30 protein-coding genes are annotated in these 24,533 nt (G+C 66.5%); 16 read left to right on the plus strand and 14 right to left on the minus strand.

Annotation, left to right across the window (positions count from 1 at the left end; all coding sequences use genetic code 11):
* The first annotated feature begins 1 nt into the window (after window position 1).
* Complete coding sequence (locus AOZ53_RS13720) at window positions 2–1,315, plus strand: 3-deoxy-D-manno-octulosonic acid transferase (RefSeq protein ID WP_054488210.1); 1,314 nt, start codon at window positions 2–4, stop codon at window positions 1,313–1,315.
* Window positions 1,316–1,336: 21 nt separating this feature from the next.
* On the opposite strand, the gene AOZ53_RS34695 is transcribed toward AOZ53_RS13720, so the two are convergent.
* The 3 genes from AOZ53_RS34695 to AOZ53_RS13730 are packed head-to-tail and all read right to left on the minus strand — an operon-like array spanning window position 1,337 to window position 3,171.
* Complete coding sequence (locus tag AOZ53_RS34695; protein ID WP_006391936.1) at window positions 1,337–1,501, minus strand: hypothetical protein; 165 nt, start codon at window positions 1,499–1,501, stop codon at window positions 1,337–1,339.
* Window positions 1,502–1,513: 12 nt separating this feature from the next.
* On the minus strand, window positions 1,514–2,320 hold the full coding sequence (locus AOZ53_RS13725; RefSeq protein ID WP_054430796.1) for a type III pantothenate kinase: 807 nt from the start codon (window positions 2,318–2,320) through the stop codon (window positions 1,514–1,516).
* On the minus strand, window positions 2,317–3,171 hold the full coding sequence (locus AOZ53_RS13730; protein WP_054488213.1) for a biotin--[acetyl-CoA-carboxylase] ligase: 855 nt from the start codon (window positions 3,169–3,171) through the stop codon (window positions 2,317–2,319). The genes AOZ53_RS13725 and AOZ53_RS13730 overlap by 4 nt, the downstream gene beginning before the upstream one ends.
* A 95-nt stretch (window positions 3,172–3,266) precedes the next feature.
* Between AOZ53_RS13730 and AOZ53_RS13735 the strand changes: the two genes are divergently transcribed.
* The 10 genes from AOZ53_RS13735 to AOZ53_RS13780 all read left to right on the plus strand — a co-directional run bounded on the left by AOZ53_RS13735 (window position 3,267) and on the right by AOZ53_RS13780 (window position 11,629).
* Window positions 3,267–4,400: an MlaE family ABC transporter permease gene (locus tag AOZ53_RS13735; RefSeq protein WP_054488215.1), complete on the plus strand. Its 1,134-nt coding sequence runs from the start codon at window positions 3,267–3,269 to the stop codon at window positions 4,398–4,400.
* Complete coding sequence (locus tag AOZ53_RS13740) at window positions 4,400–5,239, plus strand: ABC transporter ATP-binding protein (protein WP_054430793.1); 840 nt, start codon at window positions 4,400–4,402, stop codon at window positions 5,237–5,239. The genes AOZ53_RS13735 and AOZ53_RS13740 overlap by 1 nt, the downstream gene beginning before the upstream one ends.
* Window positions 5,226–6,182: an MlaD family protein gene (locus AOZ53_RS13745; RefSeq protein WP_054488217.1), complete on the plus strand. Its 957-nt coding sequence runs from the start codon at window positions 5,226–5,228 to the stop codon at window positions 6,180–6,182. The genes AOZ53_RS13740 and AOZ53_RS13745 overlap by 14 nt, the downstream gene beginning before the upstream one ends.
* The gene (locus tag AOZ53_RS13750; protein ID WP_054474511.1) at window positions 6,179–6,778 is read left to right on the plus strand and encodes an ABC-type transport auxiliary lipoprotein family protein; all 600 of its coding nucleotides are present in this window, start codon (window positions 6,179–6,181) and stop codon (window positions 6,776–6,778) included. Before AOZ53_RS13745 ends, AOZ53_RS13750 begins: the two co-directional genes overlap by 4 nt.
* 33 nt (window positions 6,779–6,811) lie before the next feature.
* Window positions 6,812–7,465, plus strand: a complete 654-nt coding sequence (locus tag AOZ53_RS13755) for an alpha/beta hydrolase (protein ID WP_054430790.1) — start codon at window positions 6,812–6,814, stop codon at window positions 7,463–7,465.
* A gap of 153 nt (window positions 7,466–7,618) precedes the next feature.
* Window positions 7,619–8,881, plus strand: a complete 1,263-nt coding sequence (locus AOZ53_RS13760) for a D-alanyl-D-alanine carboxypeptidase family protein (protein ID WP_156333390.1) — start codon at window positions 7,619–7,621, stop codon at window positions 8,879–8,881.
* A 97-nt stretch (window positions 8,882–8,978) separates the two neighbouring features.
* Complete coding sequence (locus tag AOZ53_RS13765) at window positions 8,979–9,845, plus strand: D-amino acid aminotransferase (protein ID WP_054474510.1); 867 nt, start codon at window positions 8,979–8,981, stop codon at window positions 9,843–9,845.
* A 105-nt stretch (window positions 9,846–9,950) separates the two neighbouring features.
* The gene (locus AOZ53_RS13770; protein WP_054430788.1) at window positions 9,951–10,223 is read left to right on the plus strand and encodes a YbeD family protein; all 273 of its coding nucleotides are present in this window, start codon (window positions 9,951–9,953) and stop codon (window positions 10,221–10,223) included.
* Between the two features lie 12 nt (window positions 10,224–10,235).
* Window positions 10,236–10,874: a lipoyl(octanoyl) transferase LipB gene (lipB, locus tag AOZ53_RS13775; RefSeq protein ID WP_054488218.1), complete on the plus strand. Its 639-nt coding sequence runs from the start codon at window positions 10,236–10,238 to the stop codon at window positions 10,872–10,874.
* Window positions 10,871–11,629: a tetratricopeptide repeat protein gene (locus AOZ53_RS13780; protein WP_054488220.1), complete on the plus strand. Its 759-nt coding sequence runs from the start codon at window positions 10,871–10,873 to the stop codon at window positions 11,627–11,629. Before lipB ends, AOZ53_RS13780 begins: the two co-directional genes overlap by 4 nt.
* 23 nt (window positions 11,630–11,652) lie before the next feature.
* On the opposite strand, the gene rfbA is transcribed toward AOZ53_RS13780, so the two are convergent.
* A complete protein-coding gene (gene rfbA / locus AOZ53_RS13785; RefSeq protein WP_054488222.1) occupies window positions 11,653–12,534 on the minus strand; it encodes a glucose-1-phosphate thymidylyltransferase RfbA in 882 nt (293 codons plus the stop codon).
* 16 nt (window positions 12,535–12,550) lie between these two features.
* Complete coding sequence (locus AOZ53_RS13790) at window positions 12,551–13,402, minus strand: LacI family DNA-binding transcriptional regulator (protein WP_054488224.1); 852 nt, start codon at window positions 13,400–13,402, stop codon at window positions 12,551–12,553.
* A 124-nt stretch (window positions 13,403–13,526) separates the two neighbouring features.
* Here AOZ53_RS13790 and lipA point away from each other — a divergent pair, with 124 nt between their 5' ends.
* The gene (lipA, locus tag AOZ53_RS13795; protein WP_054488226.1) at window positions 13,527–14,531 is read left to right on the plus strand and encodes a lipoyl synthase; all 1,005 of its coding nucleotides are present in this window, start codon (window positions 13,527–13,529) and stop codon (window positions 14,529–14,531) included.
* A 15-nt stretch (window positions 14,532–14,546) separates the two neighbouring features.
* Here lipA and rfbC read toward each other — a convergent pair whose 3' ends face one another.
* The 3 genes from rfbC to AOZ53_RS13810 form a co-directional block, all read right to left on the minus strand.
* Complete coding sequence (gene rfbC, locus AOZ53_RS13800) at window positions 14,547–15,092, minus strand: dTDP-4-dehydrorhamnose 3,5-epimerase (protein WP_054488228.1); 546 nt, start codon at window positions 15,090–15,092, stop codon at window positions 14,547–14,549.
* A 5-nt stretch (window positions 15,093–15,097) separates the two neighbouring features.
* Window positions 15,098–16,177, minus strand: coding sequence for a dTDP-glucose 4,6-dehydratase (gene rfbB / locus AOZ53_RS13805; protein WP_082385636.1), 1,080 nt, complete (start codon window positions 16,175–16,177; stop codon window positions 15,098–15,100).
* A 65-nt stretch (window positions 16,178–16,242) separates the two neighbouring features.
* Window positions 16,243–16,800 (minus strand): cob(I)yrinic acid a,c-diamide adenosyltransferase, encoded by a 558-nt coding sequence (locus AOZ53_RS13810; RefSeq protein WP_054488230.1) that lies wholly within the window; start codon window positions 16,798–16,800, stop codon window positions 16,243–16,245.
* Between the two features lie 98 nt (window positions 16,801–16,898).
* Between AOZ53_RS13810 and AOZ53_RS13815 the strand changes: the two genes are divergently transcribed.
* On the plus strand, window positions 16,899–17,198 hold the full coding sequence (locus AOZ53_RS13815; RefSeq protein ID WP_054488231.1) for a copper-binding protein: 300 nt from the start codon (window positions 16,899–16,901) through the stop codon (window positions 17,196–17,198).
* A 50-nt stretch (window positions 17,199–17,248) separates the two neighbouring features.
* Here the strand turns inward: AOZ53_RS13815 and AOZ53_RS13820 are convergent, their stop codons facing one another.
* From AOZ53_RS13820 to AOZ53_RS13845, 6 genes are all read right to left on the minus strand, one after another.
* The gene (locus tag AOZ53_RS13820) at window positions 17,249–17,917 is read right to left on the minus strand and encodes a class I SAM-dependent methyltransferase (RefSeq protein WP_156333391.1); all 669 of its coding nucleotides are present in this window, start codon (window positions 17,915–17,917) and stop codon (window positions 17,249–17,251) included.
* A 158-nt stretch (window positions 17,918–18,075) separates the two neighbouring features.
* A complete protein-coding gene (gene hslU, locus AOZ53_RS13825; protein WP_054430778.1) occupies window positions 18,076–19,410 on the minus strand; it encodes an ATP-dependent protease ATPase subunit HslU in 1,335 nt (444 codons plus the stop codon).
* A 73-nt stretch (window positions 19,411–19,483) separates the two neighbouring features.
* Window positions 19,484–20,023: an ATP-dependent protease subunit HslV gene (hslV, locus tag AOZ53_RS13830; protein WP_054430777.1), complete on the minus strand. Its 540-nt coding sequence runs from the start codon at window positions 20,021–20,023 to the stop codon at window positions 19,484–19,486.
* 189 nt (window positions 20,024–20,212) lie between these two features.
* A complete protein-coding gene (gene dksA, locus AOZ53_RS13835; RefSeq protein ID WP_006389752.1) occupies window positions 20,213–20,677 on the minus strand; it encodes an RNA polymerase-binding protein DksA in 465 nt (154 codons plus the stop codon).
* 127 nt (window positions 20,678–20,804) lie between these two features.
* Window positions 20,805–21,935, minus strand: a complete 1,131-nt coding sequence (locus AOZ53_RS13840) for a CobW family GTP-binding protein (protein ID WP_054430776.1) — start codon at window positions 21,933–21,935, stop codon at window positions 20,805–20,807.
* Between the two features lie 352 nt (window positions 21,936–22,287).
* Window positions 22,288–22,791, minus strand: coding sequence for a Fur family transcriptional regulator (locus AOZ53_RS13845; protein WP_054431098.1), 504 nt, complete (start codon window positions 22,789–22,791; stop codon window positions 22,288–22,290).
* Between the two features lie 149 nt (window positions 22,792–22,940).
* On the opposite strand from AOZ53_RS13845, the gene AOZ53_RS34700 reads away from it, so the two are divergent.
* The 3 genes from AOZ53_RS34700 to AOZ53_RS13855 all read left to right on the plus strand — a co-directional run.
* Window positions 22,941–23,111, plus strand: a complete 171-nt coding sequence (locus AOZ53_RS34700; protein WP_197286485.1) for a hypothetical protein — start codon at window positions 22,941–22,943, stop codon at window positions 23,109–23,111.
* Complete coding sequence (locus AOZ53_RS13850; protein ID WP_054488236.1) at window positions 23,108–23,830, plus strand: metal ABC transporter ATP-binding protein; 723 nt, start codon at window positions 23,108–23,110, stop codon at window positions 23,828–23,830. The genes AOZ53_RS34700 and AOZ53_RS13850 overlap by 4 nt, the downstream gene beginning before the upstream one ends.
* Window positions 23,827–24,533 (plus strand): metal ABC transporter permease (locus AOZ53_RS13855; protein ID WP_054488232.1); only part of this gene is annotated, 707 nt, incomplete at its 3' end. The genes AOZ53_RS13850 and AOZ53_RS13855, both read left to right, overlap by 4 nt.

Below are 24,533 nucleotides of genomic sequence, written 5' to 3' on the forward strand. Positions count from 1 at the left end.
TATGAATCGCGCCGTCTACACCCTGGGGTTGCGGGCGCTGGCCCCCCTGATCTGGCTGTGGATGGCCCGCCGCGCCAAGCGGGCCGGCGGCGAATGGCAGATCTTCTCGCCGGAGCGGTTTGGTCGGGCCGCGTCAGGCCGGGCCGCGTCAGGTCGGGCCGAGGCCGGTGGCGCGACAGCGGCCGCCGAAACCGCGCAAGCCCCGGTCTGGGTCCACGCCGTCAGCCTGGGCGAGACCCGCGCCGCGCAGCCACTGCTGCAGGCCCTGCTGGATCGCGGCCTGCCGGTGCTGCTGACTCACATCACCGCCACCGGCCGGGCCGAGGGCGCGCGCCTGTTCGCGGACGCCATCGCCCGCGGCCAATTGCGCCAGGCCTGGCTGCCCTACGATTTTCCCGGCGCCACGCGGCGTTTCCTGGCCGCCGCCGCGCCCCGTTGCGGCATCCTGATCGAGCGTGAGATCTGGCCCAACCTGCTGGCCGCGGCGCGGCGCGCGAAGCTGCCGATGGCGCTGGTGAGCGCGCGGTTCTCGGAATCGTCGCTGCGGCAGGCTGGCCGCATGGGCGGGGTGATGCGCGAGGCGCTGGCGGGGCTGGACCTGGTGCTGGCGCAGACGGCGCCGGATGCCGGCCGGCTGGCCCGGGCCGGTGCGCCGCGTCCCTCCGTGTCCGGCAATCTGAAGTTCGATCTGTCACTGCCCGCGGCCCAGGTCGAGGCGGGACAGGCCTGGCGCGCCCGACTGGGTCGTCCGGTGATCGCCGTGGCGAGCACGCGCGAGGGCGAGGATGCGCCGTTCATCGACGCCCTCAAGCGCCACGCCACGCCCGGCGGGCCGCTGTTCCTGCTGATTCCGCGCCATCCACAGCGTTTCGACGAGGCCGCCGCGCTGCTGGCGCAGGCCGGCCTGGCCCACGTGCGACGGTCATCGGGACAGGAACCCGGCCCGGAGACGGCAGTGCTGTTGGGCGATACCCTGGGTGAAATGGCGTTCTATTACGCCGCCGCGGACGTGGCGGTGGTGGCGGGGAGTTTCGCGCCGCTGGGCGGCCAGAACCTGATCGAGGCCTGCGCCGCCGGGGTGCCGGTCATCGTCGGGCCGCACACGTTCAACTTCCAGCAGGCCGCCAGCGATGCCATCGAGGCCGGCGCGGCGCAGCGCCAGCCGGATCCGGAGCAGGCCGTGACGGCCGCGCTGGCGCTGGTGGCGGATCCCGCCGCCAGGCAGGCGGCCGGCGACGCGGCGCGCGCCTGGTTCGCCAGCCATGCCGGCGCCACGGCGCGGACGATGGAAGCGCTGGCGCCCTGGCTGCGCTGAGGCTGGCGGCCTGTCAGGCCGTCAGGCAGGCTTGCGCGGCACCAGCGTGACCGCGCCGGGGTTCAGTTCCTGGCTGAAACGGCGCGGATCGCGCCCCTCGTCTTCCGGGCGCACGCCCAGCCAGCCCTGGCCGAGCGCGTAGACGCCCAGGTTGGCCAGCAGGATCAGGATGAAGAGCACTCGCATGCCGCGGCCCCGTCAGGCGTTCGCTGCCAGGTTGGCGCGCGCAACGGCGGCCAGCCCGTCCAGAACCGGGTGGTTCAGGTAGATCGGCACCGGCGCGGCGCCGAATGCGCCGCCGGCATCGGCCAGCAGGCGTTCGATTTCCGAGTGCACCTCGGGCCAGCCGCCGCCGGCGGCGAAGATCTGCGGCGTCTGCCCGTAGCGCTGGCGGCCGGCGAGCCACTGGCGCACCACCGCGCCGGCCTGCGCGGCGGCGATGCCGGAGGCGATGGCCTCGTGCGTGTCGGTGGGGTAGGGCACCACCTGGCCGTCCGCGATCGGCAGGTTGGCCGTGCCGTGGGCCAGCGCGTTGCGCATCATCGCCGGGCCCGGCAGGATCAGGCCGCCGGCGAAGACGTTGTCCGGTCCCACGGTGTCGATGGTGGTGGCGGTGCCGAAGCTGGCCAGCAGGAAGGGCGGATGGGCGCCGGGCAGGCGCGACAGCACGCCCAGCAGCGAGGCCCAGCGGTCCGCGCCCAGCTGCGACGGCGTCTTGTAGTGGTTGACCAGCCCCAGGGAGGTGGCCTGCGAGGTGGCCCAGGTCACCGCGCAGCCATGGCGCTGCAGGATGGCCGAGATCGCGGCGCCGCGCTCGGCGCCGGCCACGTTCACGCCCAGCGCGCGCGATGGCCGTTGCGGCAGGGCGGCGAGCCAGCGGTCCAGGGCGTCCAGGTCCAGGCCGTCGAAGGCGACGGCGGCCGGCTCGCGCGGCATGTCCGGGCTGCTGGGGTCCAGCCAGCCCACTTTGAGGCGGCTGTTGCCGGAGTCGATGAGGATGATCATGCTTGGCGTCGAATCGAGATTTCACCGACCGAGATCGGCATGGCGCCCTGGGGCGTTTGCACCAGCAGGCGGCCCTGGCCGTCGACGCCGCAGGCGGTGCCGCTGAGGACCACGTCGCCTTTGTCCAGCACGTTGACCGGGCGGCCGGCCAGCGCGTCGACCTGGTCGAAGCGCCCGGAAAAGGCGGCGAAACCTTCGCGCTCCAGCGACCGCACGGCCTCGTGCCAGGCGGTCGCCGCGGCGCAGACCAGGTCCGCGGCGGTGGCGGCATGGCCCGGCGCGTGTTCGGTGACACAGGTCCAGTCGGCGACCTGGCGGCCCAGCGCCTGCGACAGCGCGCCGGCATCGACCAGATTGACGCCCATGCCGATGACGACGGTGTAGCCGGTCTCGCGGCCGCCCGGGTTGCGGGTGGTTTCGACCAGCACGCCGGCCAGCTTGGCGTCGTGCCATTGCACGTCGTTGGGCCATTTCATGCAGAGGCCCCCGGCGCCCGGGCCGGCCACGGCGCGCAGCGCCTCGCAGGCGGCCAGGCCGGCCAGCGGCGACAGCGCCGGCAACTGGGCGGCCGGCAGGTGCACGTCGAAGGCGCACGAGAACATCAGCGCCGCGCCCACCCGGTTCTGCCAGGGGCGGCCGGCGCGGCCGCGGCCCGTTTCCTGCAGATGGGTGCCCAGCAGCCAGGGCTTGCCGGCGCCGCCGCCGGCGCGGGCGCGGGCCAGCAGGTCGGCGTTGGTGGAGCCGGTGCTGGACGTCCAGGCGACATCTTGGAAAGCGGGCAGGCGTGAACCCAGCATCCGCGCGAGATCTTCGGGCGCGGGCAGGTCGGTGGGGCGGACTTGAGCGGACATGGCGCCGATTGTAGGGCACGCGCGGGCCGCGTTCGCGCCCTGCCGTCCGCAGCGTATATGATGAGCGATACATTTTGCATTGCGATCCAGCGTTCATGCCGCATTCCGCCCCGTCCGCGTCCGCCGCCGCCGCGCCCTTCCGCCAGGAAGCGGGTGTGTGCCACGTCGGGGGCGACTGGAGCGTGCTGGCGCTGGCCGAGCCCGGCGAGGTCGAGCGCCGCCGCGCCGCCATGGCCAAGGCCGCCGACGCCGGCGTGCGCTGGGACCTGCAGGGCATCAGCCGGCTCGACACCATCGGCGCGCTGTTGATCTGGCAGGCCTGGGGCGAAAAGCTGCCCGAGCGGGTGCGCTGGTCGGCCGGCCAGCAGGACGTGTTCACCGCCCTGGCGACGAACAAGGGCGGCAAGCAGGCGCCGCCGCGTCCCGAGCCCTCGTGGGGCTGGCTGCGCGCCGTGGGCGATGCCGTGCTGCTGGCGGCCGAGAACGGCCGCGCGCTGCTGATCATGCTGGGGCAACTGATCCTGGACCTGTTCGGCATGCTGCGGCGCCCGTCGCGCGGCCCGTGGCGCGAGATCTCGGCCCAGGTCTACCGCACGGGGGCGCAGGCGCTGGGCATCACCGCGCTGGTGGGCTTCCTGATCGGCGTGGTGCTGTCGTACCTGTCCGCCCAGCAGTTGCAGATGATCGGCGCCGACCGCTTCATCGTGCGGCTGCTCGGCGTGTCGATCGTGCGCGAGCTGGGACCGGTGCTGGCGGCCATCCTGGTGGCGGGCCGCTCGGGGTCGGCCATCACCGCGCAGATCGGCGTCATGCGGGTCACGCAGGAACTGGACGCGATGCTGGTGATGGGCATTTCGCATGGCCAGCGGCTGATCCTGCCGCGGGTGGTGGCGCTGGCCGTGACCATGCCGCTGCTGGTGCTGTGGACCGACGCCATGGCGATCCTGGGCGGGATGCTGGCCGCGCAGGTGCAGCTGGGGGTGTCGGCGCAATGGTTCCTGCAGTCGCTGCCCGACGCCATTTCCCTGACCAATTACTGGATCGGCATCCTGAAGGGCGTGACCTTCGGCATCCTGATCGCGCTGATCGCCTGCCATTTCGGCCTGCGCATCCAGCCCAATACGGAAAGCCTGGGGCGCGGCACCACGACCTCCGTGGTCACCTCGATCACCGGGGTGATCCTGCTGGACGCGCTGTACGCGGTCATTTTCAGTTCGGTGGGCATCTGATGGCCGGCGCCGAGCAACAACGCCTGTTCACCGAAGAGCACGTCACGGTCGCCCCGGTCATCACCGTGCGCGGCCTGCGGACCGCCTTCGGCGACCACGTGGTGCACGACAATCTGGACTTGACCGTCTTTCCGGGCGAGATCCTGGTGCTGGTGGGCGGATCGGGCACGGGCAAGACGGTGCTGCTGCGGCAGATCATCGGGCTGGACCGGCCGGCGGCCGGCACCATCCGGGTGCTGGGCAGCACGTTGTCGGAACTGACGCCGAGCGAACGCCGGCGCCTGTCGTATCGCTGGGGCATGCTGTTCCAGGCGGGCGCGCTGTTCTCGGCGCTGTCGGTGTACGACAACGTCGCGCTGCCGCTGCGCGAGCTGCGCACGGTGCCGGAGGACCTGGTGCACGATGTGGTGATGTGCCGCCTGGCGATGGTCGGCCTGTCGGCGCAGGATGCCGACAAGCGGCCGTCCGACCTGTCCGGCGGCATGATCAAGCGCGTGGCGCTGGCGCGCGCGCTGTCGCTGGACCCGGAACTGGTGTTCCTGGACGAACCCACGGCGGGCCTGGATCCGCTGCGTTCGGACGAATTCGTGGACCTGGTGCGCAGCCTGCACCGGCAGTTGGGCTTTACCGTCGTCATGGTGACGCACGATCTGGACACGCTGCTCGCGCTGGCCACCCGTGTCGCCGTGCTGGCGGACAAGCGGGTGATCGTTTGCGACACGGTGCCGGAAGTGCTGAAGGTCGACCACCCGTTCATACATACATTCTTCCTGGGCGAGCGCGGCTTGCGCGCGCTCGGGGACATGGCGCCGAAGGGAACGCATCATGGAAAACCGTAGTCACGCGCTCATGGCCGGCATCTTCACGCTGGTCCTGCTGGCCGCCGCTGCGCTGGTGGCCGTCTGGATCGGCCGCGACCGGACCAAACTGCAAACCTATGAAATCATCTCGGCGACCGCCGTCAGCGGGCTCAATCCGCAGTCGACCGTGCGCTATCAAGGGGTGCCGGTGGGCAAGGTGCAGGCGCTCGCGCTCAACCCCGACAAGCCGGGCCAGGTGCGCATCCGCATCGGCGTGGCGCCGAACACGCCGATCACCGAGTCGACCTGGGCCGAACTGGGCGTGCAGGGCGTGACCGGCATGGCCAACGTCGAACTGCGCGACGACGGCAGTTCGTTCAAGCGGCTGGCGTCGACCGAGGCCAATCCCGCGGCGATTCCGCTGCGTCCGGGCTTCCTGGACCGCATCGAGCAGCGCGGCGGACGGCTGATTTCCAACGTCGAAGACGCCACCGAGCAGCTGCGCCGCCTGCTGAGCGAACAGAACGTGCAGGCGCTGACCGCCAGCCTGCAGAACGCCACTGACATCACCCAGTCGTTGAAAGAGGCCAGCCGCGACCTGGCGCCGACCCTGGCCAAGCTGGGGCCGCTGGTCGAGTCGCTGGGCAGCACCTCGCGCCAGGCGGACCGCGCCGCGCGCGAAGTGGCGGATCTGGCGCAACAGGCGCGGCAGTCGCTGGCGCGCCTGAACGCGCCCGACGGCGCGCTGGCCATGGCCACGCGCAGCCTCAGCGACATCGCCTATGCCGCCTCGCGCCTGGACAACGAGACGCTGCCGGCCATCACCGGCATGGCGGCCAGCGTCACCGAGGCCGCGCGCGGCGCCACCTACACCCTGCGCCGCGTGGACAACACGCCGCAATCGTTATTGTTCGGGCCGGCGCCGGCGGCGCCCGGGCCGGGCGAGGCCGGCTTCGCCGGTTTTGGGAGACAGCCGAAATGAAGATGCGTAGCGCGATCCTGATCCTGACCCTGGCGCTGGCCGGTTGCGGCGTGGGCCGCGTCGGCGCGCCGCCGGCCGTATTCGATCTGGGCCTGGACGCCCGGCCGGCGCCGCAGCTGCCGGCGCGCGAGCCCATCGCGCTGACGTTCTCGGCGGTGCCGGCGCTGTCCGGCACCGGCGTGATCTGGCGCGTCGGCGACAGCGCCGCGCCACAATCCTATGCCACCTACCGCTGGGCCTCGTCGCCGTCCGACCTGGTGCGCCAGCGCCTGCTCGAGCGTCTGTCGCGCCAGGGGCCGGTGCTGGCCGACCGCGCCAACGGCCAGACGCCGCAGGTGCAGGTCTACCTGTCGCAGTTCGAGCAGGTGTTCACGCCCGACGGGTCGGCCAGCGAGGGCCGTGTGCTGCTGCAGGCGGTGCTGCTGAACGGCCGCGCCGTGGTCGGCCAGCTGCGCATCGCGACGCGGGCGCCCGCGCCCACGCAGGACGCCGCGGGCGGCGTGGCCGCCCTGCGCCAAGCCACCGACGACGCCGCCGACCAGCTGGCGCAATGGCTGGCCACGCAACCGAAGGCCGCGGCCCGACCCGCCGGTTAACATCTTCCTTTTCCACGCAGCACGAGTTTTCCTATGCCCGCAAGCACCCAAACCCACGCCTTTACCGGCGCCGCCGGCCGCATCGACTGCGCGCTGGACTGGCCTGACGGCACGCCGCGGGGCTGGGCCCTGGTGCTGCATCCGCATCCGCTGCAGGGCGGCGCGCGCGAGAACAAGGTGGTGACCACGCTGTCGCGCGCCTGTGTCCAGCACGGCCTGGTGGCGGTGCGGCCCAATTTCCGCGGCGTCGGCCTGTCGGAAGGCGCGTTCGACAAGTCGGTCGGCGAAACCCAGGACATGCTGGCCGTGGTGGCGCAGATGCGCGAGCTGCACCCGGAACTGGCGCAGGCGCCCTGGGTGCTGGCCGGTTTTTCGTTCGGCACGGCCGTGGCCGCGCAAACCTATGCCGCACTGGCCGACCAGGGCGATGCGGTGCTGCCGAGCGCGCTGATGCTGATGGGCCCCGCCGTCAACCGTTTCCAGTCGCACGAGGTCCAGGTGCCCGGCGACACGCTGATGGTGCATGGCGAGGAAGACGAGGTCGTGCCCTTGTCGGAAGCCATGGACTGGGCTCGCCCGCGTTCAATCCCGGTGGTGGTGATCCCCGGCGCGTCGCACTTTTTCCACGGCAAGCTGTTGGTGTTGCGCCAGCTGGTGCAGGCGCACCTGAAGGTCAAGCTTGATTGAGCGGCGCGCCGCGCAATGCGGCGCGTTGCATCAAGTTGCATGTTTTAAATGCCCAAGGAACCCATCCCGGGCCGGACGGGTCTCATCGACTGCCTATAATTGTCAGCCACTTGCCCCGCGCCAGCGGGCGTCTTTCCTGGACCCACGTTGCCGATGAAGAATTTGCCTCACTCCGCTCACTTCCCCGTTGTTTTTGCCCGTCGCGCCTTGGCTGGCGCGGTGTTGTCGGCGATGCTCGCGACGTCGCTGCCGGCCTGGTCCCAGCAGGCGCCCGCCGCGACGCCGGCGGCCGCGGGCGCCACGGCCCCCGCGCCGACGGCAACGGGCGTGGTGCCGGTGGGCGATGTGTCGGCGGTGCCGGCGCCCACCATCGCGGCCAAGGCCTGGATCGTGATCGACGTGAACAGCGGCCAGACCCTGGCGGCGTCGAATCCCGACATGAAGGTCGAGCCGGCCTCGCTCACCAAGATCATGACGGCCTACGTCGTGTTCAACGCGCTCGAAGAGAAGCGCCTGACGCTGGAGCAGACCGTGCCGGTGTCCGAGCACGCCTGGCGCACTGGCGGTTCGCGCATGTTCATCGAACCGCGCAAGCCGGTCACTGTCGATGAGCTGAACCAGGGCATGATCGTGCAGTCGGGCAACGACGCCTCGGTCGCGCTGGCCGAAGCGGTCGGCGGCAGCGAAACCGCATTCGCCTCGCTCATGAACCAGGAAGCCGAGCGCCTGGGCATGCGCAACACCCATTTCATGAACGCCACCGGGCTGCCCGATCCGCAGCACATGACGTCCACGCGCGACCTGGCCACGCTGTCGGCTCACCTGATCACCGATCACCCGCAGTTCTTCCACTACTACAAGCAGAAGAGCTACACCTACAACAAGATCACCCAGCCCAACCGCAACCGCCTGCTGTGGGCCGATCCGTCGGTCGACGGCATGAAGACCGGCCACACCGATTCGGCCGGCTACTGCCTGGTGTCGACCGCGGTGCGCGGCGACCGCCGCATCCTGGTGGTGGTGGTGGGCACCGACAGCGAAGCCACGCGCGCCGAGGAAAGCCTGAAGCTGCTGAACTGGAGCTTCCAGAACTTCGACACGGTCAAGCTGTTCGACAAGAGCCAGCCCGGCATCGACGCCCGCGTCTGGGAAGGCACCGCCGAGAACGTCAAGCTCGGCCCGCCCAACCCGGTCTCGATCGCGGTGCCGCGCGGCAAGGCCGGCGACCTCAAGCCCGTGGCGCAGCGCACCGATCCCCTGATCGCGCCGCTGACCAAGGGCCAGCAGGTCGGCACGCTGCAGTTCACGCTGGACGGCAAGGTGCTGCGCACCGAGCCGCTGGTGGTGCAGGACGCCGTCGAACGCGCGGGCTTCTTCGGCCGCATGGTCGACACCGTCAAGCGCTGGTTCCAGTAAGCGGACGCGCCACCGGCGCGGTCGCGGGTGTAAGCTTTACCAAGAAGGGGCGGGCCGGGTGGCCCGTCCCTATCCATTTGATTCTCAGGAGCGGCTCATGATTCCGGGCGTGCCGGGCGAAAGCCAGGTGTTTCTCAATGGCGAGTTTGTGCGTATCGACGAGGCCAAGATCTCGGTGCTCGATCGCGGCTTCATTTTCGGCGACGGCATCTACGAAGTGGTGCCCGTCTACCGCGGCAATGCCTTCCGCATGGCCGAACACCTGGACCGCCTGGACCGCAGCCTCGCGGCCCTGCGCATCGCCCAGCCGTTCGACCGCGCGGGCTGGATCGACCTGATCGAGCAGCTGCTGGCGCGCTCGAACCTGGACACCTGCATCGTCTACCTGCAGGTCACGCGCGGCGTGGCCAAGCGCGACCACCAGTTCCCGGCCGAGCCGGTCAAGCCGACGGTGTTCGGCATGATCTCGGCCTGGGCGCCGCCGTCGGCCGCGTCCCGCGCGCAGGGGCTGTCGGCCATCACCATTCCCGATGAGCGCTGGCTGCATTGCGAGATCAAGTCGGTGTCGCTGCTGGGCAACGTGCTGGCCAAGCAGCAGGCGGTCGACGCCCACGTCGACGAAGTGCTGCAGTTCCGCGATGGCTTCCTCACCGAGGGCTCGTCCACCAACATCTGGGTGGTCTCCGGCGGCAAGCTGCTGGCCCCGCCCAAGAACAACCTGATCCTGGAAGGCATCCGCTATGGCCTGATGGGCGAGCTGGCGGCCGAAGCCGGCATCCCGTTCGAGGCGCGCCGCATCACCCAGGACGAGGTCGCGCGGGCCGACGAACTGATGCTGTCCTCGGCCACCAAGGAAGTGCTGGCGATCGTGTCGCTGGACGGCCGGCCGGTGGGTTCGGGTAAGCCTGGCCCCGTTTTTGAGCAATTGCGCGCGGGTTATGATGCCCGCATCGCCGCACTCTAGAACGGCCACGCGGGGCGGCCCTGGCGGCCCCCCGCGCCGGCGGCGGGCCTTGCCTGCACGATGCCTGCCCCCATATAGATAGTTTGACGTTCCAGGCCATCCATCATGCATATTCCGCCCGAAGAATCCCTCATCGAGTACCCCAGTGACTTTCCCATCAAGGTCATGGGCAAGCATCATCCGGAGTTCGCGCAGACGCTGACCGAGGTCGTGCTGCGCTTCGACCCGGGCTTCGATGCCGCCACGGTCGAGATGCGGCCCAGCAAGGGCGGCAACTACATGGGCCTGACCTTCACGGTGCGCGCCACCTCGCGCGAGCAGCTCGACAGCCTGTACCAGGCCTTGCACGGCCACCCGATGGTGTCGATCGTCCTGTAAAGGCAAGTGGCTGTGATCAAGTGGCTGGCGCGGCCCGCGGACTACCTGTCCGTGTGGCGGGACATGCAGGCGTACACCGACCAGCGGTCGGCCGAGACGCCCGATGAAATCTGGCTGTGCGAGCATGCCCCGGTCTACACGCTGGGCCAGGCGGGCCTGCCCGAGCACGTGCTCAATCCGGGCGCCATCCCCATCGTCCATTGCGACCGCGGCGGCCAGGTCACGTACCACGGCCCCGGCCAGGTGATGGCCTACGCGCTGTTCGACCTGCGCCGGGTCGACATGTACGTGAAGGAGTACGTGGCCCTGCTGGAATCGGCGGTGATCGACACGCTGGACGAGATGGGCCTGCCCGGCGCCTGCCGCAAGCCGGGCGCGCCAGGTGTGTACGTGGCGCATCCCGAGGGCGGCGACCTGGCCAAGATCGCCGCGCTGGGCATCAAGATCCGCAACGGCCGCGCCTATCACGGCGTGTCGCTGAACGTGGCGATGGACCTGGCGCCGTTCCTGGGCATCAATCCCTGCGGGTACGCCGGCCTGCGCACGGTCGACATGGCGTCCTGTAGCGTGCGGCGCGAGCCCACCGAGGTGGGCGACGCGCTGGCTCGCAACCTGGCCCGCTTGTGGCGCCAGGCAAGGACACCCGCATGAAGACAAGCTATACCCCGGCCGACGTGGCCGCGACCACCCCCGAGCAATTGGCCAGGCTGCGCGCCGGGCCGGCGCCGCAATATGCCGCCTGGATCCGCACGGCGGCCGAAATGGGCCTGGTCGAGGCGCAGACCATCTTCGGCCAGATGCTGCTCGACGGCGTCGGCGTGCCTCAGGATCAGGCCGAAGGGCTGGCCTGGTTCAAGCGCGCCGCCAATGCCGACCATCTCATGGCCATCAACATGATCGGCCGCTGCTACGAAAACGGCTGGGGCATCGCGCCGGACGATACCGTGGCGGCCTACTGGTTCCGGCTGGCCGCGGATCGCGGACTGGACTGGGGCATGTACAACTACGCCCACATGCTCAAGAGCGGTCGCGGCGGCGTGGTGCAGAACCGCGCGGCGGCGCTGGCGCTGTACCAGCAGGCCGCGCAGGCCGGACACGTCAAATCCATCGGCGTGGTCGGCCGCTTCTACGAAACGGGCGACGTGGTCGAGCAGGACCTGGAGCGCGCGTTCGACTGCTACCAGCGCTGCGCCGAGGGCGGCGACTTCCGCGGCATGTTTCACCTGGGCCGCATGCTGCTGCTGCGCGGCGATAAGCGGGAGGCGGCTCAATGGCTGGCGCGTGTTCCAGAGACGGCCACGAGTGCTTTTCTGGTTGAGGCGCACGCGATGTTGCTGGATGCGGGGCAGGACTCCGCGGCGGCCTTTTTCGAGCCTTATCTGAGCGCCGGGGGCGCTCGGCCTTGATGGCCGCGGCCGAAAGCCCCGCGTCAGGGTGACTGCTGTCGGCGCACGTCTTCAGCTACGCGCTGTAGATATGCCCGGTATTCGCATTCCGGCATGGTTTGCAGCAGGGCCTCGAATTGCGAGATCGACAAGAATCCGCGCATGAGCGCGGCTTCTTCTGGGCAGCCTATTTTGACATCCTGCCGTTTTTCGATGGTCTGGATGTAGGATGACGCTTCTTGCAAGGCGGTACTGGTACCCGCGTCGAGCCATGCGAATCCGCGGCTCAGCCGATGGACTCGTAGCTGGTCGAGCTCGAGATAGGCGCGGTTCACATCGGTGATCTCAAGCTCGTGCCTCGCGGAAGGCCGCAGGGCGCGCGCAATGCCGACGACCTGATTGTCGTAGATGTAGACGCCTGGTACCGCATAATTGCTGCGAGGCTTGGCCGGCTTCTCCTCGATTGACAGTGCCTTTCCCTGCACATCGAACTCTATGACACCGTAACGCTGGGGATCTTTGACGCGGTAGGCGAAGATACTGGCGCCTGATTTGAAGTCCGCCAGAGCGCGGGGAAAGGCATCTCCACCCGAGAAGATGTTGTCTCCCAGCATCAACACGACCTTGTCGTCGCCGATGAATGATTCCGCGATCAGGAATGCCTGGGCGATGCCTTCAGGCCGGGGCTGTTCACGATACTGGATGGAAATGCCCCACTGGGAACCGTCGCCAAGCAGCGCCTCGAAGCGTGACAGGTCATATGGGGTAGTGATGAGGCAGAACTCGCGGATCCCGCTCGCCACCAGGACGGTGAGGGAATAGTAGATCATCGGCTTGTCATAGACCGCCTGCAACTGCTTGCTGGCCACCAGATTCAACGGATAGAGCCGCGTGCCTTTGCCGCCCGCCAGGATGATGGCTTTCATATGCTGCCTCCGCTGCTTAGCTGCTGATGCCCACGGTCAGCTCGGGGGGGAGCAGATCTTGTTGCCCGGCCCCACGCCTGCCTGCCATGCGGTCCAGCAGCAAGCGGCCAGCCAATCCGCCGAGACGTTCCGCATCGACGCCTACCGTAGACAGGCCGGGAACCCATTGGGCTGCGTCACCATTGTCGGTGAAACCCAGGATGGCGAGATCTTGCGGGACAACAAGCTCACGGTTGTGGGCTTCTGAAACAGTGGCGGCTGTGCTGTGGTCTCCGCAGCAGAATACCGCGTCAAATAATGTGTAAGTCGTGAGCAGCCGCAGGAAGGCTTGGCGCCCATCCTGCAACGTGTTCAACCTGCTCTGGATGACGTCGGCCGCCACTTCCAGGCCGAGCGTGCTGGCTTCGGCGAGAAAGCCGGTTCGGCGTTCGGCTTCCCAGACGCTATCGCCGCTGATGCAAGCGACTTTCGAGTACTTCCGGGCGGCCAGATGCCTTGCCGCCATGCGTCCGCCGAGAACATTGTCCGGAGTTATGGCGCTATCGGCAACATCCACCGCTGACCAGGTCTGCACGCATGGGATCTGCAGGCCACGCAATGTCGTTTGTTGGTCCGGCTGGTCTGGGAGCGCCAGCAGGAGGATGCCGGCAGGATCCATGCTGGCCAACGCGGGGCCATCCAACGGCCGGGACGTCGATACCGGGATCAGGGTTGAAAATAGGCCGGCCAACGCGAGTTCGCGGGATGCACCTAGCAATGCGTCGAAGACGAAATGGGCCGGGGCATCGTCCGCGATGAGTATGAGAACTGGCCGCCGGTCGGGCGTTCCAGCGAGTAAGGCAGCAGGGGCGCGCGCATTGGTATTCATACGATCGAACGATACCTCAAACGCACCCTTTCCCTTCGGACGGAGGAGGGATCCACTTGTGGGGAGTAAAATACTGGTTTTTCCCCTGGTCGGACGCCCTGAGCGCCGGCCCAGAAGGTGTCTTATGTCTACACAGGTCGATTCTCAGGTCTCTCCCGGCGAGCCGGCGCCCGCGCCCGCGGCGGCTAGCTATGACGCGACGCAAAAGCAGAAGTCTCAGGCCAAGACGGCCCGCATTCCAATCAAGATCATCCCGGCCGAACGCCTCAAGAAGCCCGAGTGGATCCGCGTGAAGGCCGCCGCTCCGGGGTCGCGCTTCTATGACATCAAGCGCATCCTGCGGGAACACAATCTGCATACCGTTTGTGAAGAAGCCTCGTGTCCGAACATCGGCGAGTGCTTCGGCAAGGGCACTGCCACGTTCATGATCATGGGCGACAAGTGCACACGCCGCTGCCCCTTCTGTGATGTCGGGCATGGTCGTCCGGATCCACTCGATACCGAAGAGCCTGCCAACCTGGCGCGCACGATCGCGGCGTTGAAGCTGTCGTATGTCGTGATCACGTCGGTTGATCGCGATGACCTGCGCGATGGTGGTGCGGGTCATTTCGTCGAATGCATCACTAAGATTCGCGAATTGTCTCCGTCCACGCGTATCGAAGTTCTGGTGCCAGATTTCCGTGGACGCCTGGATCGCGCTCTGACTATCCTGAATGCGGGTCCGCCCGACGTAATGAACCATAACCTGGAGACCGTGCCGCGCTTGTACAAGCAAGCACGCCCTGGCTCCGACTATGCGCACTCGCTCAAGCTGCTGGCCGAGTTCAAGACGCTGCATCCGGAAGTCCCCACCAAGTCCGGCCTGATGCTGGGCCTGGGAGAGACTGATGAAGAAATCCTGCAGGTCATGCGCGACATGCGTGCGCACAACGTGGACATGATCACGATCGGTCAATACCTGCAGCCCTCCGAGCATCACCTGCCGGTGTTGCGGTATGTGCATCCCGATACGTTCGCGATGTTCGAGCGCGAAGCCTATGCCATGGGTTTCTCGCATGCGGCGGTCGGCGCAATGGTACGCTCTTCGTATCATGCGGATGAGCAGGCTCACGCTGCTGGCGTGAACTGATCCACGCTTTGTCTTTCAGGGGTAGACGCTTGCCAAGTGCAGGTGTTCGCCCCTCTTGTCCTTTTCCGACAGCAGTGGTGTGCGCGTCAGCGGCCACTTGATGTCCAAGGATGGGTCGTCCCAGATGATGCACCGCTCGTGTTCAGGCGCGTAATGCGACGTGACTTTGTATAGCACGGTTGCCTGGGTGCTCAGGGTCAAGAAACCGTGGGCAAAGCCCGGAGGAACCCAGAGTTGGCGCCGATCCTGACTTGAAAGCTCCACGGCCACCCATTGGCCGAAATGAGGGGAAGACCTGCGCAGATCGACTGCAACGTCATAGATCCGGCCTTGCATGACACGGACCAATTTTCCTTGCGGTTGCTTGATCTGATAATGTAGGCCCCGCAGCGTGTCGCGGATGGACAGTGATTCGTTGTCCTGTACGAAATCAGCGTGCACGCCAGTTGCTGCGGTAAAAGTCACGCTGTTGAAGCTCTCGAAGAAATACCCGCGGTCATCCGCATGGACCACAGGTTCGAGTAGGATGACGTCGGGGATCGAGAGTGGCGTGGCTTTCATTTGGGCTATTCGAGGGAAGGGGTGGGGTCCGTTGGCTCGCCGCTCAGCCAGCGGGGCGGCGTAGCCAGATCGGCATGGGTGCCCCAAGCCGGATGGTCGAGATACCACTGCACCGTCTTGAGCAGGCCTGTTTCGAAGGTTTCTCGAGCATGCCAGTGAAATTCTCGCTCGGTCTTCGAGGGATTGATCGCGTACCTGCGGTCATGTCCGGGACGGTCGTCCACAAATCGGATCTGGTGTTGGTAGGTGGCACCGCCCGCCAGTGGCCGCAAGCGGTCCAGGAGTGCGCAGACGGATAGCACGACGTCGAGATTGCTTTTCTCTGTCCGGCTGCCTATGGCGTAGGTCTGCCCGGGTTGCCCGTGTTCCAGCACGCGTTGCAGTGCCTGGCAATGGTCGCTCACATACAGCCAGTCCCTGATCTGGCGACCATCGCCATAGATGGGGATGGTCTTGCCCGCGAGCGCGTTGCGTATCGTCAGCGGGATCAATTTTTCTGGAAACTGACGGGGCCCATAATTGTTCGAGCAGTTCGTCGTCAGCACGGGGAGGCCGTGGGTCTGATGATAGCCGCGCACAAAGTGATCGCTGGCAGCTTTGCTCGCAGCGTATAGGCCGTTGGGCGCGTAGCGGGTATTTTCGCTAAATGGTGCTTCGTCGGGCAGCAGTGTGCCGTAGACCTCATCTGTCGATACATGGAGAAAGCGAAACGTGTCTCGTGCTTCGCCTGTCAAGGTCTTCCAGTATTGATGCGCAGCTTCGAGCAGGCGAAAGGTGCCGACCACATTGGTCTGGATGAAATCCTCGGGACTATCGATCGACCTGTCGACGTGTGATTCTGCAGCGAAATTCAGGAGAGCGCGGGGCTGATGTTGCAGGAGTAGCCGGCGCATCAGCGCGGCATCCGCGATATCTCCCTGCACGAAACTATGGCGGGGGTCGCCCGCTAACGTATCGAGGTTCTCCTGGTTTCCGGCATAGGTCAATTTGTCGAGCGTTACCACGTGCTCGTCGTGCCCATCCAGCCAGTCAATGATGAAGTTGGAGCCGATGAATCCGGCGCCACCAGTGACGATGATGGTCATGATAGGTCAGGCTCCCTTGCGGGCGAATCCAATGCCGCGAACCATGGTGCCGCGCGAGTCGTTCATCATTCAGGGCGAGCGTGCCTGCTACTCCAGAATACATCCGGGACATTCTGAGATTGATTGATGTAGCGCGCCAGCACGAACAGCAGATCGGAAAGGCGGTTCAAATACTGGCAGACCGGTGCACCAACAGATTCCGTGTCGCTGAGGGTTATGACGGTACGCTCGGCACGGCGACACAGGGTGCGCGCCACATGGGCGCAGGCCGCGGAACGGCTGCCTCCTGGCAGGATAAATTCGCGCAGCGCGGGCAAGGTACCGTTATAGCGTTGCAGGCACGTATCCAGGTGCGCCACTTGGGTCTCAGTGATGGCGACGTGGCCGGGGATGCATAGTTCAGCTCCCATATCGAACAGATCGTTCTGGATCGTAACCAGATCCGTCGCGACATCAGGGGGTAAGGCCTCTGTCAACAGCAGGCCGATCATGCTGTTCAGTTCATCGACATCCCCGAGCGCAGCGACGCGCGGGGCGTTCTTGCGTGCGCGTGAACCGTCTCCCAGCCCAGTGGTGCCGTCATCGCCCGTGCGAGTTGCAATTACGGATAAACGATTGGCCATGCATGGCTCCGAAGGGTTGCACGAAAGGGCGGTATCCTAGCACTGTGAGCGTCGGCCGTCCCGTGGGCAGGTCGGTGCGGTGTATGGAGAATAGCGCAATGTTATTTAACCGCAGATTGGTGTTTCCCGTGGCCATTGCAGCCGCGACAGCGGTGCTGGTGGGGCCGTTTGCGTTCGCCCAGCAGGCTGAAGCCAGCGGAGAAGTGCGGCGGGTGGATCCTGCCGCTGGGAAAGTCACGATCAAGCACGATGCGATCGCCGCGTTGGATCTGCCCGCGATGACTTTGGTGTATCAGGCGGATCCCTCGCTATTGGCGAAGATCAAGGCTGGTGACAAAGTGCGTTTCACAGCCGAACGCAAAGACGGCAAGTATGTCGTGACGGCTATTTCCAACTAGGGCTCGGGAATGTGGCGCCAAGCCGCGAACGGCTGGCGCCAACGCATTCCTCAGAGTTTTTGATAGCCTTCTTTGAGGCTCTTGCGGATGATGCTGGCGGACACGCGTTCCTGGGGGTCGGCGTGATAAGCCTCCGTGCCATGACTGAACGTGCGGCACTCGATCAGTTGGAATTGGGGGAAAGCCGTGAACAGCTTTTCGTATGGGAATTTGTACGATATCAGGCCGTCAAGATGCTTATAGGGGCGTGCGGTCGGCACATCGGGGCGAAAATCGGTAATTGCGATATGGCCGCCATCCTTGAGGCAGCGATCCGCTTCCGCTATGGTCTTCGTCAGGAGCGCCCTGTCTACCAGGTAGAGGCAGAAGCCGAAAACGATGAAATCAAAATGGCCGTCGGGAAATGCAAGTTCATCAGCGGTTCCCACGCTCAAATGTAGCTGAGGAAACTCGCTACGCCCCTTGGCTACCGCTGCTTCGGAGGGATCGATGCCATAGGCTTCCACATCGATATCGCGGGTTAGAAGCGACAGGTTGGTGCCTGAAGAACTGCCAATTTCAAGAATTCGGTTGCCCGCTTTCAGATACGGAAAATACAGACGATTGGCAGGCCCGAGTTCGGACGAGAGGACCATTTTCTGAAACTCGCTTCGATTTCGTTCGAAGAATCTGTCGCCTTCTCCACCGCTAGTGAAAGCGCTCTTTTGATTATCTGTCAATTTATTCCTCAATTGGATGCCGTAGCGTTGCTTTGACTATGCCGCATTGGACTGCGTTAGACAGGATGCCCGTTGTGCCGCAGCAGCACAATTGAGGTTTTTACCATGCGGAAATTTCAAGGTAGTAGGTGCGAAAGTACAATTTCGCACCTACTCCGTTACAGCACGTAGCGGGCCAGGTCCTGGCTGCTGGCGGCTTCGGCCAGTTGCGCGTTGACGTAGGCGGCGTCGATCTTCACCGTCTTGTTGCCGGAGGCGGTGGCGTCGAACGACAGTTCGTCCAGCAGCTTTTCCATCACGGTGTAGAGGCGGCGGGCGCCGATGTTTTCGGTGGTCTCGTTGACGTCGTAGGCCAGTTCGGCCAGGCGGCGCACGCCTTCGTCGGTGAATTCCAGCTGCACGTCTTCCGTGGCCAGCAGCGCCGTGTATTGCTTGGTCAGCGAGGCGTCGGTATCGCTCAGGATGCGAACGAAGTCCTCGGCGGTCAGCGATTCCAGCTCGACGCGGATCGGGAAGCGGCCTTGCAGCTCGGGGATCAGGTCGGACGGACGCGCCAGGTGGAAGGCGCCCGAGGCGATGAACAGGATGTGGTCGGTGCGGACCATGCCGTAGCGCGTGTTGACGGTGGTGCCCTCGACCAGCGGCAGCAGGTCGCGCTGCACGCCCTGGCGCGAGACGTCGGCGCCGCCGCTTTCCTGGCGCGCCGCGATCTTGTCGATCTCGTCCAGGAACACGATGCCGTTCTGTTCGACGTTGTTGATGGCGGTGGTGCGCAGGTCTTCCTCGTTGACGCGCTTGGCGGCTTCCTCGTCGACGATCAGCTTGAAGGCTTCGCGCACCTTCATCTTCTTGGACTTCTTCTTGTCGCGCGCCATGCCGGCGAACATGCCGCGCAGCTGCTCGGCCATTTCTTCCATGCCGGGGGGCGTCATGACGTCCATCTGCGGCGCGGCCTGGGCCACTTCGATCTCGATCTCGAGATCGTCGATCTTGCCCTCGCGCAGGCGCTTGCGGAAAGTCTGGCGGGCGCTGTTGTCCTCGCCGCGCTCGGGCTCGCCCGAGGCGCCGCGGGGCGGCGGCACCAGCGCGTCGAGGATGCGGTCCTCGGCGGCGTCCTCGGCCTGGGTGCGCACGCGGCGCATTTCCAGTTCGCGGGTCTGCTTGATCGAGTATTCGGTCAGGTCGCGGATGATGGTGTCGACGTCGCGGCCGACGTAGCCCACCTCGGTGAACTTGGTGGCCTCGATCTTGATGAACGGCGCGTTGGCCAGCTTGGCCAGGCGGCGCGCGATCTCGGTCTTGCCCACGCCGGTGGGGCCGATCATGAGGATGTTCTTGGGGTGGATTTCGTGGCGCAGCGGCTCGGCCACCTGCTGGCGGCGCCAGCGGTTGCGCAGGGCCACCGCCACCGCGCGCTTGGCGCGGTTCTGGCCGACGATGTACTTGTCGAGTTCGGAGACGATCTCTCCGGGCGTCATGTTGGAGGCGGACATGAGGGCGGATCCTTGAAGCGGGGCTGGGCGGGAGAACGGGGCGCGGCGCCGCGCGGGCGCCGCGTCGCGGGCGTCAGTCTCCCAGCGTCTCGATGACGTGGTTCTGGTTGGTGTAGATGCAGAGATCGCCGGCGATCTCGAGCGATTGCTTGACGATGGTCTCGGGCGGCAGGTCGGTGTTGCGCAGCAGCGCCAGCGCGGCGGACTGGGCATAGGCCCCGCCCGAGCCGATGGCGGCCAGGCCGTGCTCGGGCTCGAGCACGTCGCCGTTGCCGGTCAGCACCAGCGTGTGCTCGGCGTCGGCCACGATCAGCATGGCTTCGAGCCGGCGCAGGACGCGGTCGGTGCGCCAGTCGCGGGTGAGTTCGACCGCCGCGCGCATCAGGTTGCCCTGGTGTTTTTCGAGCTTGGCTTCGAAGCGTTCCTGCAGCGTGAACGCGTCGGCGGTGGCGCCGGCGAAGCCGGCCAGGATCTTGTCGTGGTACAGGCGGCGGATCTTGCGCGCCGTGCCCTTGATGACGATGTTGCCCAGGGTGACCTGGCCATCGCCGCCCAGTGCGACGCGGTTGCCGCGGCGCACACACACGATGGTGGTGGCGTGAAATTGTTCCATGCGTTCCTTCCTTTGAAAGGACTAGCTGGGGGCGATGCGAGCGAAATCAAGGCTTGCGGGCCAATCCGTGATGGCCCCTTGCTGTCGCCGGGGGAGGCGGCTTCATCTCGCGGCGGCGCCGAGACGAAAAAAAGGCCATGCTGGAAACCAGCATAGCCTTTCGATGTGGCGTTTGAATAACGGGACGGATCAGTCGCCGTACAGCTTCTGCCGCATTTCGCGCCGTTCCTGCGCTTCCAGCGACAGGGTGGCGGTGGGACGGGCCAGCAGGCGCGGGATGCCGATGGGTTCACCGGTTTCCTCACACCAGCCGTATTCGCCGCTGTCGATGCGGGCGATGGACTGTTGCACCTTCTTGAGCAGCTTGCGCTCACGGTCGCGGGTGCGCAGCTCGAGGGCGTGTTCTTCCTCGATGGTGGCGCGGTCGGCGGGATCGGGCACGAACTGCGTTTCGCGCAGGTGCTCGGTGGTTTCGCCGGCGTTGGCCAGGATGTCCTGTTCGAGTTGTTTGAGCCGTTCCTTGAAGAACGCCAGCTGGCGTTCGTTCATGTAGTCGGACTCGGGCATGGCCAGCAATTCCTTCTCGCTGGGCAGATCAATCGCCGTATCGCTCGTCGACTTGCTTGATTTTTTGGTTGCTGCCTTGGTAGCCATGAAAACACTCCACTATGAATCGATCCTGGCGCGGGCTTGTCTTCCCGGTCCGTGTTTGCTGCCTACGCTGTTCGTACCCTCACAGTACTGCCTTCGTCGCACCGCGTCACGTTATCCGGAAAGGGGATTACCCCGCCAGGCACTGCTCCAAGCCCCGGGTGAAAATCTCCTGGGGCAGCTTGCGTCCGATGAAGACCATCTTGGTGGACGGTTTTTCGGCCGCGGTCCACGGTTTGCCGGGTTCGGCGCCCATCATCATGTGCACACCCTGGAACAACATGCGGCGGTTGATGCCCTTCATGTACAGGATGCCTTTGTAGCGCAGCAGGTCGGGACCATAGACCTGCACCACGCCGCCCAGGAATTCCTCAAGGCGCGCGGGATCGAACGGCTTGTTGGAGCGGAACACGAACGCGCCGATTTCGTCGTCGTGCTTGGGGTGGTGATGATGCGCGTGATTGCAGTGCGCCCCGCAGTCGCCGTCGTGATCGTGGTCATGGTCGTGACCGTGATGGTCATGGCCGTGGTCATGATCGTGGCCGTGCCCGTGGGCATGGCTGTGGGCGGCATCGGGGTGCTCATCGGCCAGGAAGTCCGGGTCGATGTCGAGAATGGAATTCAGGTTGAAGCCGCTGATGTCGATGATCGACTTCAGGTCGGCGTCGCCGAAGTTGACCGCGGTGATGGGCGCGCGCGGGTTCATCCGCAGCAGGCGGGCGCGCAGCGCTTCGTAGTCGACGTCGTTGACCAGGTCTTTCTTGGAGATCAGGATGCGGTCCGCGAAGCCGACCTGCTTCTGGGCTTCGGGCTGTTCATCCAGCGTCGCCATGCCGTGCTTGGCGTCGACCACCGTGACCACCGCGTCCAGGCGGTAGTACTCGGCGATGTCGTCGTCCATGAAGAACGTCTGGCACACCGGGCCGGGGTTGGCCATGCCGGTGGTTTCCAGGATGACGCGTTCGAAATTCAGGGCGCCGGCCTCGCGCTTGGCGCGCAGGTCGGACAGGGTGCGCATCAGGTCGCCGCGCACCGTGCAGCAGACGCAGCCGTTGGACAGCTCGATGATTTCTTCATCGCTGTCCTGCACCAGCAGGTCGTTGTCGATGCTTTCCGGTCCGAATTCGTTTTCGATGACCGCGACGCGGCGGCCGTGGAATTCGGTCAGGATACGCTTGAGCAGGGTGGTCTTGCCCGCACCGAGAAAGCCGGTGAGGATGGTGACGGGAACCATTTTGTCCAAACTGCGCGGGGTGTTCATGGCGAAGCTGCTTGCGTGAAGTAAAGGCGGTTAGACACGGCGGTCAAGCGCTGGGTTCTGGCGGGCGGCGGCGGGTGCCGATGGCCTGCCAGACATCGCTCGGCCGATGTTACTGCCACAGGCTGCGAGGGCCGCCGATCGCGGCCGGACGCAGGATTACAGCACAGTCGGGGGCAGGGGGCAAACCCCGGGCCAACCCGGGGGCCGTAGCCGCCCAGATCGCGGCTGTACGCCGTCAAGTATCGGGCGATATCACTATTTTGGGGCGATTTTCCGGATTTCAAGGGTCCGGATGAGCGCGGGTGGACGGCGGGGGCAGGGGCCCGTCATGCGACAGGCCGCGCCGCGCGTCTCAGTGATGATGGTGGTGGTGCCCGGCGTCGGCCGGCTGCTGCTTCTGGCACTGCGGGCACAGGGCCCGGATCTCGGTCTCATGGGTGGCCAGGACGTAGCCCGTCTGGGCGACGCGCTCGGCCAGCTGGCGGCTCATGGCGGGGTCGGACACTTCGGCCACCGCGCCGCAGCCGGTACAGACCACCAGCAGGTCGTGGGGCGCGCCGCCGACATCGTGGCAGGCGCTCCAGGCGTTGACCGCGTCCAGCCGGTGGATCAGGCCTTCGTCCATCAGGAAGTCCAGCGCACGGTACACGGTGGGGGGCGCGGCGCCCGGGTGCACCTCGCGCATCGCTTCGAGCAGTTCGTAAGCCTTCAGGCTGCGGCCATGACGCAGCAGCAGCTCCAGCACCTTGCGGCGGATGGGGGTCAGGCGGCGGCCGCGTTGTTCGCACAGCGCCTCGGCGACGCTGAGTTGGGCGCCTACGGTGTCACTGCGGGGGGAACGGGGCGGAGCGGGCATGGAGGGCTTCATCTGAATAAGGAACGCGCGCGACGCGCGCGAGATGCCTGGAAGGTAGCAGAAAACACCCAGGTGCGGGCGAAAGCCGTTGATTCAAGCCGGTTTGGTTATGATATAACATAATAATGTTTTAGCGCTTGCTGTCAGTCATGTCCCACTTCTCGCTCCTGCCCCCGCGGCCCGGCGCCGCGCCGGGGTCCGGCGTGCCGTCCCGTTCCGCCTTCCTCGTATCCGCCTGGCGCCGCATGGCCTTCGCCCTGGTGGCGGTCGCCGCGCTGTGGGCGTTGACCGGCTGGGCGCTGGATTGGTGGCCGCGGTGAGTCCCGCCCCGGTCCCCATCGAACTGCGCGATGCTTCCTTCGGGTGGCACGGCCACGCAGTGCTGCGCGGCGTGTCGGGCCGCTTCGAGCCGGGCGCCATGACCGCCGTGGTCGGGCCGAACGGCGCCGGCAAGTCGACCCTGCTCAAGGGCATCATGGGCGTGCTGCGGCCGATGTCGGGCAGCGTCAGCATCGGCGGCGCCGGCCGCGCCGAGCTGGCCTGGCTGCCGCAGGCCGCCGAGCTGGACCGCGCCTTTCCCGTGACGGTGTTCGATCTGGTGGCCCTGGGCGCCTGGCGCCGGGTCGGCGGATGGCGGCGCTACGGCGGCGACGAGATCGACCGCTGCATGCAGGCGCTGGAGACCGTGGGCCTGGCGGACATGGCCGGCCGCGGCGTGGATACGTTGTCCGGCGGCCAGATGCAGCGCACCCTGTTTGCCCGCATGCTGGTGCAGGACGCGCCGGTGCTGCTGCTGGACGAACCGTTCGCGGCGGTCGACAGCCATACCGCCGATGACCTGATGGCGCTGCTGTGCGGCCTGCACGGCCAGGGCCGTTCGGTGATCGCGGTGCTGCACGACATGGACCTGGTGCGCGAGCACTTTCCGCAGTGCCTGCTGCTGTCGGGGTCGGTGGTGGCCTGGGGCGACACGGGGTCGGTCCTGACCGATGCGCACCTGAAGACGGCGCGCCAATGGCACGCGAGGGCCTACGCATGAGCGTGCTGCAATGGGTCGTGGCGCCCTTCATCGATTACGGCTTCATGCGGCGCGCGCTGGCCGGCGCCTGCTCGCTGTCGCTGGGCGCGGCGCCGCTGGGCGTGTTCCTGGTGCTGCGGCGCATGAGCCTGATGGGCGACGCCATGTCGCACGCCATCCTGCCAGGCGTGGCGGCCGGCTTCCTGCTATCGGGCCTGTCGCTGTGGGCCATGATGCTGGGCGGCATCATCACCGGCCTGGTGGTGGCCCTGCTGGCCGGCCTGGTGGCGCGCCTGACGCCGCTGCGCGAGGACGCCAGCTTCGCCGCGTTCTACCTGATCTCGCTGGGCCTGGGGGTGCTGCTGGTGTCGCTGCGCGGCTCCAACATGGATCTGCTGCACGTGCTGTTCGGCACGGTGCTGGGGCTGGATGACGCGTCGCTGCTGCTGGTCACGATCACGGCCAGCGTCACGCTGCTGGCGCTGGCCGCGCTCTATCGGCTGCTGGTGGCGGAGTGCCTGGATCCGGCCTTCCTGCGCGCCAGTGGCGGGCGTGGCGGCTGGGTCCACATGATCTTCCTGGTGCTGGTGGTGGTGAACCTGGTGGCGGGCTTCCAGGTGCTGGGCACCTTGATGGTGGTCGGCATCATGATGCTGCCGGCGGCCGCCGCCCGCTTCTGGTTGCGTTCCGCCGCCGGCCAGCTGCCGCTGGCCGCGGGCGTCGG

Origin of the sequence: Achromobacter sp. 2789STDY5608621 (genome assembly GCF_001299375.1) — a bacterium.
GTDB classification, from domain to species: domain Bacteria; phylum Pseudomonadota; class Gammaproteobacteria; order Burkholderiales; family Burkholderiaceae_B; genus Achromobacter; species Achromobacter insuavis.